This window comes from Leucobacter komagatae (assembly GCF_006716085.1).
GTDB lineage: Bacteria > Actinomycetota > Actinomycetes > Actinomycetales > Microbacteriaceae > Leucobacter > Leucobacter komagatae.
This window is the reverse complement of the sequence record NZ_VFON01000001.1, coordinates 134885-150892: the sequence shown is the minus strand read 5'-3', so window position 1 is coordinate 150892 and position 16008 is coordinate 134885. Positions and strand designations below refer to the sequence as shown.

15 protein-coding genes are annotated in these 16008 nt (G+C 68.7%); 9 read left to right on the top strand and 6 right to left on the bottom strand.

Going from position 1 to position 16008, the window contains the following annotated elements; genetic code table 11:
* Nucleotides 1-4 precede the first annotated feature (4 nt).
* The 4 genes from trxA (at nucleotide 5) to FB468_RS00640 (ending at nucleotide 4040) form a co-directional block, all read left to right on the top strand.
* Nucleotides 5-394 (top strand): thioredoxin, encoded by a 390-nt coding sequence (gene trxA / locus FB468_RS00655; RefSeq protein ID WP_141885647.1) that lies wholly within the window; start codon nucleotides 5-7, stop codon nucleotides 392-394.
* 206 nt (nucleotides 395-600) lie between these two features.
* Nucleotides 601-2040, top strand: a complete 1440-nt coding sequence (locus FB468_RS00650; RefSeq protein WP_141885646.1) for an MBL fold metallo-hydrolase — start codon at nucleotides 601-603, stop codon at nucleotides 2038-2040.
* A 46-nt stretch (nucleotides 2041-2086) separates the two neighbouring features.
* Nucleotides 2087-2416, top strand: coding sequence for a rhodanese-like domain-containing protein (locus FB468_RS00645; RefSeq protein ID WP_141885645.1), 330 nt, complete (start codon nucleotides 2087-2089; stop codon nucleotides 2414-2416).
* Nucleotides 2417-2558: 142 nt separating this feature from the next.
* Complete coding sequence (locus tag FB468_RS00640; RefSeq protein ID WP_141885644.1) at nucleotides 2559-4040, top strand: SHIRT domain-containing protein; 1482 nt, start codon at nucleotides 2559-2561, stop codon at nucleotides 4038-4040.
* Here the strand turns inward: FB468_RS00640 and FB468_RS00635 are convergent, their stop codons facing one another.
* The 5 genes from FB468_RS00635 to FB468_RS00615 form a co-directional block, all read right to left on the bottom strand.
* Nucleotides 4041-5807 carry an ABC transporter ATP-binding protein gene (locus tag FB468_RS00635; RefSeq protein WP_141885643.1) on the bottom strand — a complete coding sequence of 589 codons (1767 nt, stop codon included), beginning with the start codon at nucleotides 5805-5807 and terminating at the stop codon, nucleotides 4041-4043. It lies immediately after the preceding gene.
* On the bottom strand, nucleotides 5807-7507 hold the full coding sequence (locus FB468_RS00630) for an ABC transporter transmembrane domain-containing protein (RefSeq protein WP_141885642.1): 1701 nt from the start codon (nucleotides 7505-7507) through the stop codon (nucleotides 5807-5809). The genes FB468_RS00635 and FB468_RS00630 overlap by 1 nt, the downstream gene beginning before the upstream one ends.
* Nucleotides 7507-8304 carry a siderophore-interacting protein gene (locus tag FB468_RS00625; protein ID WP_211359055.1) on the bottom strand — a complete coding sequence of 266 codons (798 nt, stop codon included), beginning with the start codon at nucleotides 8302-8304 and terminating at the stop codon, nucleotides 7507-7509. The genes FB468_RS00630 and FB468_RS00625 overlap by 1 nt, the downstream gene beginning before the upstream one ends.
* A 151-nt stretch (nucleotides 8305-8455) precedes the next feature.
* The gene (locus FB468_RS00620) at nucleotides 8456-9250 is read right to left on the bottom strand and encodes a helix-turn-helix domain-containing protein (protein ID WP_211359054.1); all 795 of its coding nucleotides are present in this window, start codon (nucleotides 9248-9250) and stop codon (nucleotides 8456-8458) included.
* On the bottom strand, nucleotides 9247-10179 hold the full coding sequence (locus tag FB468_RS00615) for a helix-turn-helix domain-containing protein (RefSeq protein WP_141885641.1): 933 nt from the start codon (nucleotides 10177-10179) through the stop codon (nucleotides 9247-9249). The genes FB468_RS00620 and FB468_RS00615 overlap by 4 nt, the downstream gene beginning before the upstream one ends.
* A gap of 66 nt (nucleotides 10180-10245) precedes the next feature.
* On the opposite strand from FB468_RS00615, the gene FB468_RS00610 reads away from it, so the two are divergent.
* Genes FB468_RS00610 through FB468_RS00600 form a run of 3 tightly spaced genes read left to right on the top strand, consistent with a single transcriptional unit; the run spans nucleotide 10246 to nucleotide 13141 of the window.
* On the top strand, nucleotides 10246-11094 hold the full coding sequence (locus FB468_RS00610) for a helix-turn-helix domain-containing protein (RefSeq protein WP_141885640.1): 849 nt from the start codon (nucleotides 10246-10248) through the stop codon (nucleotides 11092-11094).
* A gap of 45 nt (nucleotides 11095-11139) precedes the next feature.
* On the top strand, nucleotides 11140-12192 hold the full coding sequence (locus FB468_RS00605) for an ABC transporter substrate-binding protein (protein ID WP_141885639.1): 1053 nt from the start codon (nucleotides 11140-11142) through the stop codon (nucleotides 12190-12192).
* A gap of 4 nt (nucleotides 12193-12196) precedes the next feature.
* Nucleotides 12197-13141 (top strand): siderophore-interacting protein, encoded by a 945-nt coding sequence (locus FB468_RS00600; RefSeq protein WP_170219593.1) that lies wholly within the window; start codon nucleotides 12197-12199, stop codon nucleotides 13139-13141.
* Between the two features lie 19 nt (nucleotides 13142-13160).
* On the opposite strand, the gene FB468_RS00595 is transcribed toward FB468_RS00600, so the two are convergent.
* Nucleotides 13161-13754, bottom strand: a complete 594-nt coding sequence (locus FB468_RS00595) for a TetR/AcrR family transcriptional regulator (RefSeq protein WP_170219592.1) — start codon at nucleotides 13752-13754, stop codon at nucleotides 13161-13163.
* A 179-nt stretch (nucleotides 13755-13933) separates the two neighbouring features.
* Between FB468_RS00595 and FB468_RS00590 the strand changes: the two genes are divergently transcribed.
* Complete coding sequence (locus FB468_RS00590) at nucleotides 13934-14422, top strand: MaoC/PaaZ C-terminal domain-containing protein (RefSeq protein ID WP_170219591.1); 489 nt, start codon at nucleotides 13934-13936, stop codon at nucleotides 14420-14422.
* A 3-nt stretch (nucleotides 14423-14425) separates the two neighbouring features.
* Nucleotides 14426-15982: a class I adenylate-forming enzyme family protein gene (locus tag FB468_RS00585; RefSeq protein WP_141885635.1), complete on the top strand. Its 1557-nt coding sequence runs from the start codon at nucleotides 14426-14428 to the stop codon at nucleotides 15980-15982.
* Nucleotides 15983-16008 lie beyond the last annotated feature (26 nt).

Sequence of the window (16008 nt, the reverse complement as noted above, 5' to 3'; positions counted from 1 at the left end):
CCTCATGGCCACAACAAACCTCACGGTCGACTCGTTCGTTCCCACAGTCGACGCCGACGGCATCGTGTTCGTCGACTTCTGGGCCGCCTGGTGCGGGCCGTGCCGCTCGTTCGCGCCGGTCTTCGAGCAGGCCTCCGAGAAGCACCCCGACATCACCTTCGGCAAGGTCGACACCGAGGCTGAACAGGCGCTCGCTGCCGAGTTTCAGATCACGTCGATCCCGACGCTGATGGTCTTCCGCGACGGCATCCTCGTCTTCTCGCAGGCTGGCGCGCTCCCCGCGCAGCAGCTCGAGCACCTCGTTCAGGGCGCGCGCGATCTCGACATGGACGACGTGCGGAAGCAGCTCGCCGCGGCCACCGCCGCCTCTGGCTCCGAGCAGGCCCCCGCCTAACGGCCCGAAAATCCCCACCAAACACGACCCACTCCGAAGGAATCATCATGTGCGCACGAGTCACCTGCAGCAACTGCAACAAGCCAACCTGGGCTGGATGTGGCGAACACATCGAGCAGGCCCTCGAGGGCGTGGCGGTCGCCGACCGCTGCAGCTGCAACTAGCTCTCACCCCGCCAAGCATCACCACACCCCAAGGAGTTCACCGTGCTACTCGAGCGCATCTATGACGAAGACCTCGCCCAGGCAAGCTATTTCATCGGCTGCCAGGCGAAGGGCGAGGCGATCGTGGTCGATCCGCGCCGCGACCTTGAGGTCTACATTGAGCTTGCCGAGAAGAACGGCATGACAATCACCGGCGTCACGGAGACGCACATCCACGCCGACTACCTGTCGGGCACGCGCGAGCTCGCGGCGCGGACGGGCGCGACCTTGTACGTCTCCGACGAGGGCGGCCCTGACTGGACGTACGGCGCGGGCTTCGACGGCGCCGTACGCATGCGGCACGGCCACAAGGTCACGCTCGGCAACATCACCGTCGAGGCGGTGCACACCCCGGGCCACACCCCCGAGCACCTGTCGTTCCTCGTGACCGACGGCGCGCAGTCGACCGAGCCCGGCTTCATCCTCACCGGCGACTTCGTGTTCGTCGGTGACCTCGGAAGGCCCGACTTGCTCGACGAGGCCGCAGGCGGGGTCGACACGAGGTTCGAGGGCGCGAAAGACCTGTTCGTGAGTCTCCGCGACCGTTTCCTAACCCTCCCCGACTACGTGCAGGTGCTCCCCGCGCACGGCGCCGGGTCAGCGTGCGGCAAGGCGCTCGGTTCCGTCCCGTCATCAACGGTCGGCTACGAGCGGAATTTCTCGTGGTGGAGCCGCTACCTGAAGAACGATGACCAGCAGGGGTTTGTCGCCGAACTTCTCAGCGGCCAGCCAGACGCTCACGCCTACTTCGGCCGCATGAAGACCCAGAACCGCGTCGGCCCTGAGATCGTCGGAGATGCCCCCGAGCTCACCGAGTACTCGGCGAGCGAGCTGACAGCCGCGCTCGCCGGCGACAGCGTCATCTTCGTCGACACGCGAGACAACGAGCTGGTACACACGGGCACGATCGCACGCTCCCTCAACGTTCCCGGCATCGCGAAGGCCGCGAGCTACGGCGCCTGGGTGTACAACCCCGAGGTGGAGAACCGCCCACTCGTGCTCCTCGCGGCAGACCGCGCGGAGGCAACCGCGATTCGGGATCACCTGGTGCGCGTCGGCATCGACTCCGTGCGTGGGTTCATCACCTCACTTGACGGGCTCGATCTGGTGCGTCCCTCGGTCGTCGCGCCGGCGAACCTCGACACCGTAGACCGCGCGCTGCTCCTCGACGTGCGCAACAAGACAGAGTACGCCGACGGGCACATCCCGGGGGCGGCTCAGCTCTCCGGCGGCCGAGTGCTCTGGAACCTCGCCGACCTGCCCGAGAAGGGCGCGGGCACGATCGTGACGTACTGCCAGAGTGGGGTGCGAAACAGCGTGGCCGCGAGCGCGCTGCGGCGCGAGGGCTACGACGTCACCGAACTCGAGGGCAGCTACCTCGCTTGGATTTCGGAGCCTGGCAACGAGCCCACCCGCACGGCAGACGCGCCCGCCGCCGCCTAATCGGCGCCCACGTGCCAGACTGGGCGGACGCCCCGAGAGGATCCCAATGAACGACGAACGCACCGGCACCACCGAGCCGATCATCATCGACACCCGCACGCCGGCCGAGTTCGCCGAGGGGCACCTTCGGGGCGCCCGCCTCATCGACTTCAACGGCGGCGAGGTCGAGGCGGCGATCCCGCACCTCGACCCGACCGCCACCTACCTGCTGTACTGCCGGTCAGGCAACCGCTCGGGCCAGGCCGCCGCGCTGATGGCGGCCGCGGGCTTCGAGAGCGCGACCAACCTCGGCACGCTCGCCGAGGCTTCCGAGGCAACTGGTCTCGACATCATCACGGACGGTCTTGAGTCAGCGCCAAACACGACGCCCGCGTGAATACATCACCAAACCCTTGACTTTCCTATGAATCAGACTGAGCATGGGCTATGAGCGCTTCGCGACGTGCGGCACATAGCCTGAGAGTTCAGCCGCGACACCAAGCGGGCGCGTGAACGTCTACCTGACGAGGAGCTCGCACATGTCGCAGGTCAACTCAACAGCTCGCCGCCCAGTACAGGGGCTCGCAGCGCTGGGCGGAGCGCTCGTGCTCTTTGCTTCGAGCGCAGCTCCCGCGGCGCAAGCAGCACCGACACCGGTTGAAATCGTGGTGAGTGCGGACGCCTTCGCGCCAACGAGCCCGGGCCAGATCACGCCAGACGAGTTTCTGTACGACTCCGCCCGCGGCGACGATGCCCTCGGGCCAAACGCCGGCTATCACATCTCGTACCGCGGAAACCTCATCATGACCAAGGTGTGGCAGCGATACAAGACAGCCAAATTCCTGTGGTCGCTGAGCAGCGGGAACACCCCGGAACGGTGGAAGGAAAAGACGTTCTCGGGCACCTGGCACATTTCGTTTCGCGTTGACCCGACTGTGGTCGACTACAACCCCGACCTGATGAACTGCTCGACGCTCCAACAGAGCATCATCGAGCAGAACCCCGACACAACGTTTGGTGAGATCATGCGGTGCGATCCGAATGACCCAAACGCGGTGAGCTATGACCCGACCACTGGCCAGTATTCGGCGAAATTCACGCTCGTCAAAGAAGACGGCTCCAAGGTCTTCAGCACCGACCTTGACGACGAAGCGAACCAGCCCGACAGCCTGCATTTCACGACGCCTACCGGAGCGCTGTACGTCAAGCAGTCGTCATTCGAGGCCGGAAAGACGTTTGAGATGACCGAGCCGCGGGTTGCCGGCGACTTTGCGATGGACGCGTTCTTCATCGGAATGCCCGTGACGTTCGATGCCACTGGCAACAGCCTCCCGCTCACGATGGTGACGACCTACGATGCGACCTACGAATTCGCAAGCACCACGGCAGGGCGAGCGCTCCCGCCAGCCGTCCTCGACCTGCGCCCACAGCGCACAACCATGCTGCGCACAGACGCCACGGTCACTCCCCCAGAGTTCTCGCCGACGACGGTGAGGGACGGCCAGGGCGAGTGGTCGTTTACCGGGTGGGCCCCCGAGTCTCACACCGTGGGTACTGAGAATGTCGCCTTCACCGGGAACTGGGCATACGCGGTCGACCCCGACGCCGTCTTTGCAGTGACGTACAGGTACGTCACGGACGAGACTGTGCTGTTCCCTGCCGCCGTCACCGACACGCTGCCCGCCTCGTCTACCGAAGTTCAGGGAACGGTCATCACGCCGCCCAGGCCAACGACCTCATCCATCGCCGTCGAAGGCGGCACGTGGCGGTTCGACGGTTGGGCGCCGAGCACCGCGACCGTTGACGGCGCCGATCTCGAGTTCGTGGGCACTTGGGCGTTCGAGAAGGCGAGCACCCCCACGCCAAAACCCGGAACGGAACCACCAGCAAAGAAACCAGCCCCGATCGCAACCACCGGCTCAGGCAGTCTCGGCGCTCCCGCTGCCAGCGCGGCGGTTCTCATCACCCTCGGGCTCGTTACCGTCGCTATCGCATGGGCGCGAAGGTTCGCAAGGAACTAGCTAGCCCCGCGACATCCGCCACAGCTTCGCGAAGGCTCCGTCGGGCCGCTCGAGTAGTGCGTCGGGGGAACCCTGCTCGACGATGCGCCCATCCTCGAGCACCACGACGGTGTCTGCTCCCCGCACCTGGTCGAGGTGGTGGGCGATGATCACCGCCGTGCGCCCAGCGCTCACCCGCTGCATGCCGTCGGCGAGCGCCGGGTCGGCGCCCGCCTGCGAGCCCGCCTCATCGAGCACGACGACGGGCGGGTCTGCAAGCAGAACCCGCGCGAGCGCGAGCTGCTGGGCCTCACGGTGGCTCACCGCGGCCGACAGCTCACCGTTGAGCCCACCCGGCACCGCATCAAGGTCAAACCCGACCTCGGTGAGCGCCGCAATCAGCACGTCGTCGCTCGCAGCAGGCGCCGCGATCCTCGCGTTGTCGGCGACCGACCCGGTGAACAGGTGGGTCTCTTGGGCGACGAGCAGCGCAGCCGGCTTCCCGCCCGCGCGAGCGACGTGCGCGGGCACGCCCCCGATGCGAACCTCACCGGCGCCAGGGGTGTCGAAGCCGGCGATGAGCCTGGCGAGCGTGCTCTTGCCCGAGCCCGAGGTACCGATGAGCGCAACCGTCGCGCCCGCAGGGATGACGAGGTCGACGCCGCGCAGCGCATCGCGTGGCGCCTGTGGGCCGTAGCGGTAGGTGAGGCCAAGCACGTCGATCGAGCCGTCCGAGATTTCGGCGGCCGCGACCTCGGCCGCGCTCGGCCGGTCGACCTCTGACGCAGCCATCACGACGCCCGTGAGACGTTGCAGGCCGGCGAGCGCGCGCTGCAGGTCGTCCATGCTGCCGAGGAGGTCGCCGATCGGGTTAAACAGGCGGTGGAAGTAGAGGGCGCCCGCGGTCACCGCACCGACCGACAGCCCCGCAAACGTTGCGCGGACGAACCCGACGGCGAGCACGGCCGCGAGGCCGACGAACTCGGCGGCGTTGAGCCCGCCAACAAAGATGTTGCGCGCCTTCGCGGTCTCACGGTGCGTGCGCACGGCGGTGTCGCTGGCGCGCGCAATCGCGTCGAGGTGCTCGTCGGCGGTGCCGTAGGCCCGCACGGTCTCCGCGCCCGCGACGGCCTCAACGAACGCGCGCCCGCGCTCCGCTTCCTCGCGCCGGAGCCGCCCGTAGAGCGGCCGCGATCGCCTGAGAAACACGCGGGTGCTCACGATCTGAATCGGCACCGCGACAAGCGCGGCGAGCGCGAGCCACGGGTCGAGCGCCGCCATGCCGACGAGGGTAAGCACGATCGTGAACAGGGCGCGAGCGCAGAGCGGGATCACGCCAGAGATCGCCTCGGTCACCGCTTCGACGTCGTTCGTGACGCGCGAGATGACGTCGGCGTCTCCCGCGGCTTCGACGCGGCTCAGCGGCAGCTCGAGCGCGGCCTCAAACACGTCTTCACGGAGCGCCGCGAGGGCACGCTGCAGGCAACGCACGAGGAGCACCCCTCCGACGGCCTCGAGCGCCGCCGCGGCGACACCGGCACCCGCGATCGCGGCGCCGAGCCACAGCACCTTCGAGAACGGCTCCCCCGCGATAACGGCGTCGACGATCGCGCCGAGCAGCGGCGGGATCAGCAGCATCGTCGCGGTGCCGAGAAGCAGCAGCGCAACCGTGGCGATGAGGAGCGAGCGCTGGCGCCACAGCAGCTTCAGCCCGAGCTTCGCGGCTTCACGGGCCGTCGAGGTCGGTAGGAGGGCCGCGGGCTCACGCCCCAGGTTTCGCGCACCCATCACTTGCCCCCGAACGCGCAGCAGGCTGGGCCACCGCCGGCAGCGCAGCAGGTCCTCGCCGGCTCGGGGCAGCGCCCGTCGACGACGCGCGAGCAGGCGGCGAGAAGCGTCGGGCTCGCGGTCACCACGACGACCGGGCGACCGAGCCTCGCGAGCGACTCGGCGACGCGCTGCTCGGTGATCGGGTCGAGCGCGCTCGTCGGCTCGTCGAGCACGACGACGTCGCCCGGCGTGTGGAGCGCGCGGGCGAGCAGCACGCGCTGGCGCTGGCCCCCGGAAAGCCGTCGGCCCCCGGCCCCGATCTCAGCGTCGGGGTCGCCGAGGTGGTCGACGACGTCGGCAAGCGCCGCGGCGTTGATCGGCCGATCCCTCAGGCAACCATCACGGGTCACGTTCGTGCGCAGCGACCCGCTAAAGAGCGCCGCGTCGTGCGGGGGCGCGACGATGCGCCGCGCGACGCACTCGGGCCCGAGCTCACACGCGCACAGCCCGCCGAGCCTGAGCTCGCCCGGGGCCGGGTCACGGCGGAAGCCAAGCGTCGCCGCCGCCGTTCGCGCCTCGGCCGCGGTGCGCACGCGCACGCCAACGAGCCCATCGCCAGAACCCACGCGGAGCGTCTCGCCGCTCGGCGCATCCCACTCAAGCAGCGCGCCTCCCGAGGCCGCACCGAGCAGCAGCTCGGCGCGTTCGAGCTCTCCCGCGCTGAGCGCATACTCGTCCTCGAGCAGTTCCCGCAGCCGCTTCGCTGACGCGCGCTTGTGCGCCCAGTTCGCGCCGAACGTACCGACGTGGGCGAGCGATCCCTGCAGAAACTGCGCGAGGCCCACGACCGTGACGAGCTGCCCGGGCGTGATCTCGCCGCGTACAGCGAGCAGGCCGGCCGCGAGCGCGAGCCCGGCGAGGTAGAGCACCGAGACCATCGTGCTCACCGCTTGGTAGGTGACGAGCAGGCGCGACGAAGCGATGCCTGCGTCGCGCGAGGCGACGCTCGCTTCCCGGTAGCGCCTCACCACTTCGCCCTGGGCGCCAAGCCCGTGGAGCACGCGGAGCCCGGCGAGCGCGTCAGTCGCGACCTCGCTCGCGCTCGCTACCGCTCGCTGCTCGGTCGCGCCCGCGCGTTCGAGCGGCCGCGCGAGCCACTGCATCACCAGGAGCACGGCTATCGCGCCGAGCGCGACGCCAATCCCGAGCGGGATCGAGATCATGAGCAGAGCGACCGTCGCGGCGATAACCGCCATGAGCGTCGCGGCCTGTTGCGCAATACTCCAGGCGATGCCGGCAACACGGCCGGTGTCACTCGTCGCGATCGAGAGCAGCTCGCCAGGGTGTCGCCGGCTTCGCACACCGCGCGGGTGCAGCACCCGCTTCGCAGCAAGAAGCCTGAGGTCGTGCTCGCCGTAGCCGAACACGCTCACCATCGCGAGCGCCGACCGCTGATAGCTCAGCGAAAGAACGAGAAAGACTGCGCCGAGCACGCCGAGCCAAATAAACAGCCCCGCGAGGTCGCCCGGCGCAATCGCGCGGTCGATGACAACGCCGATGAGGATCGGCACGGCGGCCTCACCCGCCTGGTGCAGCATGAGGCCGAGCGTGGCGAGCGCGAGCTTGCGGTCTCGCTTATCGCCAGCGAGCGCGATTCGCAGGAGGTTTGGCACCTGCGGCACGGTGCCAGGCTCGATCGTCGCGCCCTTCGCCACCATCAGTCGACGTCGGCCGACATGTTGCCCGTGCGATCCTGCGTCCAGTAGCCGATCGCGTTGTGCCGGTTCCGCGCGAGGCCGAGCCGGGCGCGGAGGTCAGAGCGGATCGCTCGGCTTGTCGCCGCCTCGCACGCGACCCAGGCGTACCAGGGGGTCTCGGGCGCGGTGAACCCCGCGACCTCGTCGGCGAGCGCGCTCGGAGCGTAGCCGTTCCCCGAGCCGATGATCCAGCGGATCTCGACGTCGCCGGCGGTGTCGTACTCCTGAATGTCTTCCTCGGTCGGCACTTCGACGATCGCGAGGGCGCGGGCCCCCTCGGGCAGCTGTTCGAGGATGCGGCCGAGCCCGGGCTGGCCCGTCGCGTCGGCGACGAGCAGCTGGAACTCGGCGTCTTCGAGGGCCTGGTAGTACGACGAGGGCTCCTCGCGCTCGCCCGCTCCGAAGATTCCGATGATGTGCCCGGGCTCGGCGCGCTCCGCCCACGCCGAGGCGAGCCCGCCCGCGTGCACGACGAAGTCGATGTCGAGTCGCTTGCCGCCCTCGTGCACCTGCCGCACGGTGTAGTGCCGCCACGGTGGCTCTTCGCCCTCCCAGCCGCGGCCGTACTCGGGCAGGTTGAACACCTCAATGTTCGCGACGGTCTCGCCGGGGGCGGGCAGCGCAATGTCGACGCGCTCGTCGCCGCGGCCGTGGGTGGGCCACAGCCAGTCGCCGACTGCTTCGAAGGTGATGCGAAGCATGTTCGGGGTGAGGCGCTCGGTCGCAACGACGCGCGCCGGCGCGCAGGGAATCGCCACGGCTAGGCCCCCTGACGGAGTTCAAGAGCCCCGAGTGTCGGGGAGGAAACGGTGAGTTGTGCCAGCACGAGCGGTCCTTTGACAATGATGCGATCTTGGTAAGGGTTGCCTTACTTCACCCACCATAGCGAAGACAAATATCGCTATCCGGTCAATCTATATCGCTTTTTGTCACGCCCCCCGAGAAGTAGGCCGCCGGGGTCGCGCCGACGATCTCCCGGAAGTGCCCGATGAACGTGTTCGGGTTCGAATATCCAAGCTCTGCCGCGGTCGCGGCGACGGTCTGCCCTGAGGCGAGCGGTACGAGCGAGGCGCGCACACGCGCGCGGATCCGCCACTGCGTGAGCGAGAGCCCGGTCTCGGCGACGAAGGCGCGCGTGAGCTCCCGCGCAGGCAGACCCACCCGCTCCGCCCAGTCGACCGTCGTGTCGAAGGCGCCGGGGTCGGCGAGGATGCGCTCGGCGACGAACAGCAGGCTCGGCGTGAGCGGCATGCGCAGGTCGACCTGCGCGCCCGGGCTCGGCGTGAGCAGCTCGATCACAAGCCGCTGCAGTCTGAGCCGCGTCGCGGTCGGCATCTCAGACTCGGCGTTGAGCAGCAGGAGCTCGCGCACGGCCGGGATCAGCTCGACGATCATCGCTTCTCGCGGCAATTGCGCGGCGAGCCCGGCCTCAAGGAACGTCGCATAGAAGAGCGAGTCGGCCGAGGTCTCGATCGTGTGAGGCACCCCGCTCGGCACCCACACGGCCCGCCGGGACGGAACCGTCCACACCGCGTCACCGGCGCGCACCCGCGCGACGCCGGCCGTCGACCAGATGAGCTCGTCATGCTCGTGAGTCTCCGACTCCCAGGACCGAATGCTGCGACTCTCGTGGCGCACACTCGTGAGCAGGAAGCCGCGGATGCGCTGCGGCGCCGTCGAGAGGTGGGAGAGCGCTGGGTTCACGCCTCCAGCGTAGCGACCGCGCGGCGCCTGAGCTCTTGCTGGGTCACACCGTAGCTGTCGAGCAGTGCGCGGTACATCGTCGACGCAGATCCAAACCCTGATCGCGCGGCTACGTCGCCGCTCGGGAGCGCGTCGTGTTCGGGGTTTTGGAGGATCGACCGCGCGATCCTGGCGCGCTCGCGGCGCAGCTCGGCGCCGACACTGGTCTCGTGCCGGGTGAATGCGAGCTGGAGCTGCCGCACAGAGCACCCCACCGCGGCGGCGAGCGCGTTCGTACCGAACTCGGCGTCGCGGCACTCGCGCGCGATGACCCCCATCGCGTCTCCCCACACGTCGACCGCCCCCTTTGGCGGCTGCGACGTGAGCAGCGGGAAGCGGTGCCTGAGGAGCGCGCCCGCCATCTCGATGACCATACGCGACACGGTTGCCGCCTCACCGGGGCTTGCCTTCGACTGCGCGCCCGCGAGCTCAGCGACGTACGCGCGCATGGCGCGCTCGGGCAGCGTAAGGTCGGCGTAGACGGTGGCGCCCTCTGGCAGCCGCGGCAGGAACGGCAGGAGCGCCTCGCGCTGGATCCGCGCGACGAAGAACTTCCAGTCGGTGAGGAAGCGTACGCGCATGGGCAGACCACTCGGCGCGAGGAGCAGCGGGTCGCTCGACTCGAGCCAGACGCCATCTTCGAGGTACGTGAATGTGCCACGGTCAACGAATACGAAGTCGATCGTCGGCATGCCGGGCAGCAGGGGGCGCCGCTCGATTTCCGTGGGGCCACCCGAAGCCTCGATCACGAAGAGCGGGCCGAAGGCGTGCACCACGGCGTCCATTGGCATCGCGTCGCGGCTACGGGTGCCCTCGCGGTGCAGATCTGAGCTCGAAAACTCGGCGACGTCTCTGTCTGAGATCTGGCGCGGGGTGAAGTCCTGGGGCATGCTCTAACGTTAGCGAAATCGGACTGATTTTCTTTCATCACATGATACTTAGGCTACCCTAATTTCATGCCAGATTCCCTCACGCTTCACACCCTTGAAGCCGAGATTCACGGGGTGCGCGACCCTGAAGAGCTCATTCCCGACCCCTTTCTACTCACGACGATCGTGCGCGACCAGCCTTCGACGGCCCGCTGGCTCGAGCACAGCCACGCCGTCGCCGAGCTGATCTGGGTCATTTCCGGGGTCGTGAACGTCAGCGTCGGCGGCGCAATCCACGTGATCAGGCCGGGCTGGGGTCTCATCGTCCCGCCCGACACACGCCACGGCTCGCAGGTCATGCGGTCCGCGAGAATCGGCACGACGTACCTGCGTGACAGCCAGGCTGGGGCCCCAACATCGGTGCGGCTCAGCCGTGCCCTCATGGAGATGCTGCAGCACCTAAACGAGACCCCGATGGAGACTGACGAGCGGCTGCGCGCGCAGCGCGTGTGCCTCGACATGATCGGGGCCTCGCGCTCACACAGCTCGGGGCTCCCGGTGCCGAGTGACCCTCGCATCAGCCGCATCGCGCGAGCCATCCTCGCCGACCCCGCCGACGACCGCTCGCTTGAGCAGTGGTCAGTGATCACCGGAACGAGTGTCAGCACGATCGCGCGCACGTTCTCAGAGACGGCCGACATGAGTTTCGTCAGGTGGCGCCGCCAGGTGCGCGTCAACGCGGCGATGTCGCTCCTCGCCGCCGGGCTCCCCGTCACGGCAGCGGGCCGCCGGGTCGGATATCACTCGCCGAGCGCGTTCGTCACGGCGTTCCGCCAGGAGGTCGGTCAGACCCCGGGGGCCTACCTGAAGGATCGCGCGTCTGCGTGCGTGGATTCAGGCACGTTTCGCCCGATCCGCGATATCGCCTCTTCCTAGGCTCGGAAGTGTCCACTCGGTGGATGCAATACGACTAGGAGAACCATGCCCCGCCCTTCCCTGAACTTCCGCCCAGCAGCGGCGCTGCTCGCAGCTCTGACTCTCGCGCTGACGGCGTGCGCTCCCGGCACCGCCGACGAGGCTCCCTCGGAGACGACGCCCGTCGTCGTGAGCGAGGCAGAGCCGGGCGCGTTCCCCGTCTCGATCGACCACGCGTTCGGCACCTTCGAGCTCGACGAGGCCCCGGAGCGTGTCGTGACGATCGGGTGGGCGACCGAAGACATTTCCGCAGCGCTCGGCGTGATCCCGGTCGCCGTGCCGTCGAGCTGGGCGGGCGACGAAGACGGCTTCGTCCCCTGGTTCAGGGATGCGGTTGAGTCGGCCGGTGCACCGCTGCCCGAGACCCTCACCGACCTGAGCGGCGGCGAGATCGACTTCGAGCAGATCCTCTCGCTCCGACCCGACGCGATCATCGCGCCGTTCTCGGGCATCACCGACACCCAGTACGAGCGCTTGCAGGGGATCGCGCCGACGCTCGCCTACCCCGAGAAGCCCTGGTACCTCGACTGGCAAGACCACACCGAGCTCGTGGGCAAGGCCCTCGGCCGCCCGGCCCGCGCGGCCGAACTCGTCGCCGACACCCAGGCGGCGATCGCGGAACGCGGGGCCGAGCACCCGGAGTTCAACGGAGCGACCTTCGTCTACTCGACCGGCGTTGGGGAGGGCACGACCGACGTCGGCTTCTACGCGCCGACGACGTCGCTCATCGGCATCATCCAAGACCTGGGCCTCACGCTCTCACCGGAGGTAGTCGCCGAGGCCAAGCGCTTCCCCGACGAGATCTACTTCGGCGTCAGCCTCGAAGAGATCGACACCGTCACCGCCGACGTCTACCTCGGTCTCGTGAACAACCAGGACGAGGTCGACGCTTCGCTTGCGCACACGCTCTTCCGCAACTGGCAGCCGATCACGAACGACCACGCGGTCTGGCTTACCGACCGCGAGGTCTCACAGGCCGTCGCGGCCCCGTCGGTGCTGTCGGTTCCGTGGGTGCTCGACCGGTTCGTGCCCGAGCTCGCCGACGCGCTCAAGAAGTAGTCGCGTGCCTGAAACTCCCGCCCGCGTGCACCGCGCAGAGGTCCTTGCGAACACGATCCTCAGCCCGAGCCTGCGCCGCATCACGCTCGGCGGCGCCGATCTGAGCGATTACCCGACGACGGCCTCCCCCGACGAGTACGTGAGGCTGTTCTTCCCCGACGCCGATGGCGCGGAGCCGCGGCTGCCGCGCGTCGTCGGGCGCGGGTGGGAGTTTCGCGAGGGTGTCGCGCCCTCCCCCATGCGCACGTACACCGTTCGCGCGCACCGGCCTGGCGAGATCGACATCGACTTCGTCAGGCACCGGGGCGGCCTTGCCGCCAAGTGGGCAGACGGCGCGGTGCCGGGCTCGCCCCTCGGCGTGAGCCGGCCCTTCGCCCAGTTCGCCGCGGGCGCGGGCACCGGCGCAGGCATAGGGCCGGGCGTCGACGCGGGCATCGCGCGGCTCACGCTCGTCGCCGACGCGACGGCGCTGCCCGCGGCGGAACGCATCATCGAGGAGGCGCCTCCGGGGCTCGCCATCCGCCTGTTCTGCGAGATTGCGGACCCGCGCGACGCGAGGCTCCCCGATCGGTCACCGGCCCGCGTGTCAGCAACGTGGGTTCACCGCAGCGGCAATGGGCACTTCGCGAGTCGGGTGGCCGACGCGTTCTTCCGGGCCGACCTCGCGACCGATGGCAGCGAGGCGGTCTGGGTTGCGGGCGAAGCGGCGATGACACGGCGGATCCGCGGCCACCTCCGGCGCACCCTGCGTTTTCCAGCGGCACACACCCACATCGTCGGGTACTGGACTGACAACGAGGAGGCGTGGCGGGAGCGTTTCGACGCCCTGAGCCCCGCGGATCGCGGCCTGCTCGACAGCCTCTATGCCGACTACGGCGATGCTCGCGATGAAGGCCGCGAGGCGGTGCTCGACAGCATCTATGCCCTGTACGAGCGTGTCGGGTTGTGAGCGGTCGGTGTTTCTCGCGCTACGCCCGGTCGAGCTCAGGCGCGAGGTAATTGATCACGACGAGCTCCAGCTCGCGCTCGAGCCCGAGGGCGCGCTCCCGCTCCCCCGCCGCAAGGTCAAGCAGGCTCGCGACGGTGTGCACGACGGTCAGTGCGATCGCCTGGGCGCGTTCTTCCGCGAGCGCCGGGTTCACGCGCAGCAGGAACGGCGCGATCGCCGTGGCCGTCGCCGCATTGACATCGTGGTCGAGGTGCCAGAGTTCGGGCGATGACTGGAGCGCGCGCCGAATCGCCGTCGCACCAGAGCGGTCACGGCGAAGCTGCGCCATCGCGCGCACGGCGCGCCGCACGGGCTCCCGCCAATCTGATGCGACGCCGAGCTCGGCGAGGGCCTCGAGGGCGACGCCCGAACGCTCTTCCTCGATCGATTGCGCGAGTTCACGCACGATCGCGAACTTGTTCGGGTAGTAGCGATACAGGGTGGCGATGTTCACGCCCGCCCGAGTCGCGATCGTGGCGGTTGTGAGGCTGTCGAACCCGGCTTCCTCAAGCAGCTCGCTTGCCGCGGCAAGGATCGATGCGACGGCCGCGCGACCCCGCGCCTGTTTCGGCATTTGCCGCTCCGTTGAGGTCACTCCCCCACTCCTTCCCCGCGCCGAGCTCCGCGAGCTCATTCCATCTTGCCGCATCGGGCGCGTGTAGACCCGAAACGGGGCGGATCAAGCCCTGGCTTGACCGCGACGAACTTCACACTCATACTAAAGTAAATATTTACTTACGTTTAGGAGTTTCCATGTCGCAACGCCGCGAGATCCCGCTCTCCGAACTCCACCGCCACACGGGCGAGGAGTTCTTCACCTCCGATTGGCTCGCAATCGACGCCGAACACCTCTCGGCCTTCGCGACCGCGAGCTACCTCGACGCCGAGCACGCCGACCTCACAGCCTCGAAGAACAACCCGCTCGGCGCCACCCTCGTTGACGGGTTCCTCCTCACGAGCCTGCTCACGATGTTCCACTTCAACAACAGCCCGGTCCGCGGCGAGGGCATCTACGGGTTCAACTACGGCCTCGACCGTGTTCGCTACACGCTGCCTGTGTTCATCGGGCAGAACATCCGCTGCGTCGCCACGATCGCGGAGGTCACCCCGCGCCCCGATGGCACGGTGCTCGTGACGACCGACAACACCATCGAGGTCGAGGGCGAAGAGAAGCCCGCCATGGTGGCACGCTGGCTCTCGCTCTTCGCTACCCGCGAAGACGGCACCAACGTCGAGCGCTGACCCATGCACGCCACCGCTGCAGTGCCGCAGCCAACGAGCTACCTCGACTATCTCGTCCACTACGCGCTCGCGACCCCAGACGCCGACGCTGTGTGGTTTGAGGGCGTCACACTGAGCTACCGCGAGCTCGCCGCCCGCGTCGACGAGCTCGCGGCGGCGCTGACGTCGCTCGGCGCCGGGCCCGGCGTACGCGTCGCAACGCTCTGCACCCCGCGCCCCGAGTACCTCATTTCGCTCCTCGCGACGATGCGCACGGGTGCGGTGTGGATCGGGCTCAACCCGAAGTACACCCTCTCCGAGCTGCGGCACGTCGCAACCGACTCCCGCCCCGCGCTCTTCCTCTCGCTCGACTCCGTCGACGGGCGGGAGTACGGCGACGACATCACGGCGCTCGCGACCGAGGTTGGCGCCCGAGGCGCATACAGAATCGGGCCGCGCACCGGAGCGTCGGCGCTGCTCGACCTCCCGGATCCTGATCTCGTTCCCCGCCCCGACAGCTACCCCGAGCTTCGCGCCACCGACCCGGCGACGATCGTCTACACGTCTGGCTCGAGCGGCGCGCCGAAGGGCGCGGTGCTCTCGCACGGCGGCCTCGTGTACGCGGCTCGCGTCGAGGCCGACGTGCTCGGCATCCGGGCGCCGCGCGTGCCCTGCAACCTGCCGATCAACCACGTCGCGTGCCTCGCCGACCTCACCGGCACGACCCTCGCTGCCGGCGGAATGCTCGCGCTGCTCGAGCAGTTCGACCCCGCGAGCCTGCTCGCGCTCGTCCCCGAGCTGGGGCTCACGAACCTCATGACGGTGCCGACGATTCTGCAGCTCATCGCCGCGCAACCGGAGTTCGCTGGCACCGACCTGTCGACCCTGAAACGGGTCGCCTGGGGCGGCGCGCCCCTCCCCATCGACGTGATCAGGGCCTACCGCGCGCGTGGGATCCCGCTCATGACCGTCTACGGCATGACCGAGACGATCGCGTCGATCACCTTCACCCGCGACGGTGACAGCGACGAGGTGCTCGCCGAGACCGTCGGGCGGTTCGACCCGGGCATGGAGGTGCGCCTTGCCGACGAGCGCGGCCCCGTCGAGCAGGGCGAACAGGGCGAGGTGCAGGTGCGGCACTCGGGGCTGTTTCTCGAGTACTTCGGCAACCCCGCCGGCACCGCAGCCGCCTACACCGCTGACGGCTGGTTCAAGACGGGCGACGTCGGCGTGCTAAACGCCGACGGCACGCTCAGGCTCGTCGGTCGCATGTCAGACATGATCAAATCCGGCGGCTACAACGTCTACCCGCGCGAGATCGAACTGCGCCTCGAAGCCCGCGACGACGTGTCACTCGCCGCGGTCATCGGCAGGCCCGACGACACGTTCGGCGAGGTTGGCGTTGCGTACGTCGTTCCCGCCGCGGGTCGTCAGCCCGACGCCGCAGCGCTTCGCGCCTACGCCAGGGAGCACCTCGCGAACTACAAGGTACCGAAAGAGATCGTGATTGTTGACGCGCTGCCCCTGCTGCCCGTTGGCAAGGTCGACAAGCAGCAGCTGCGCCGCCTCGCTCGAGCCTGACGCCCCGCACCGCCCACACCCACTAG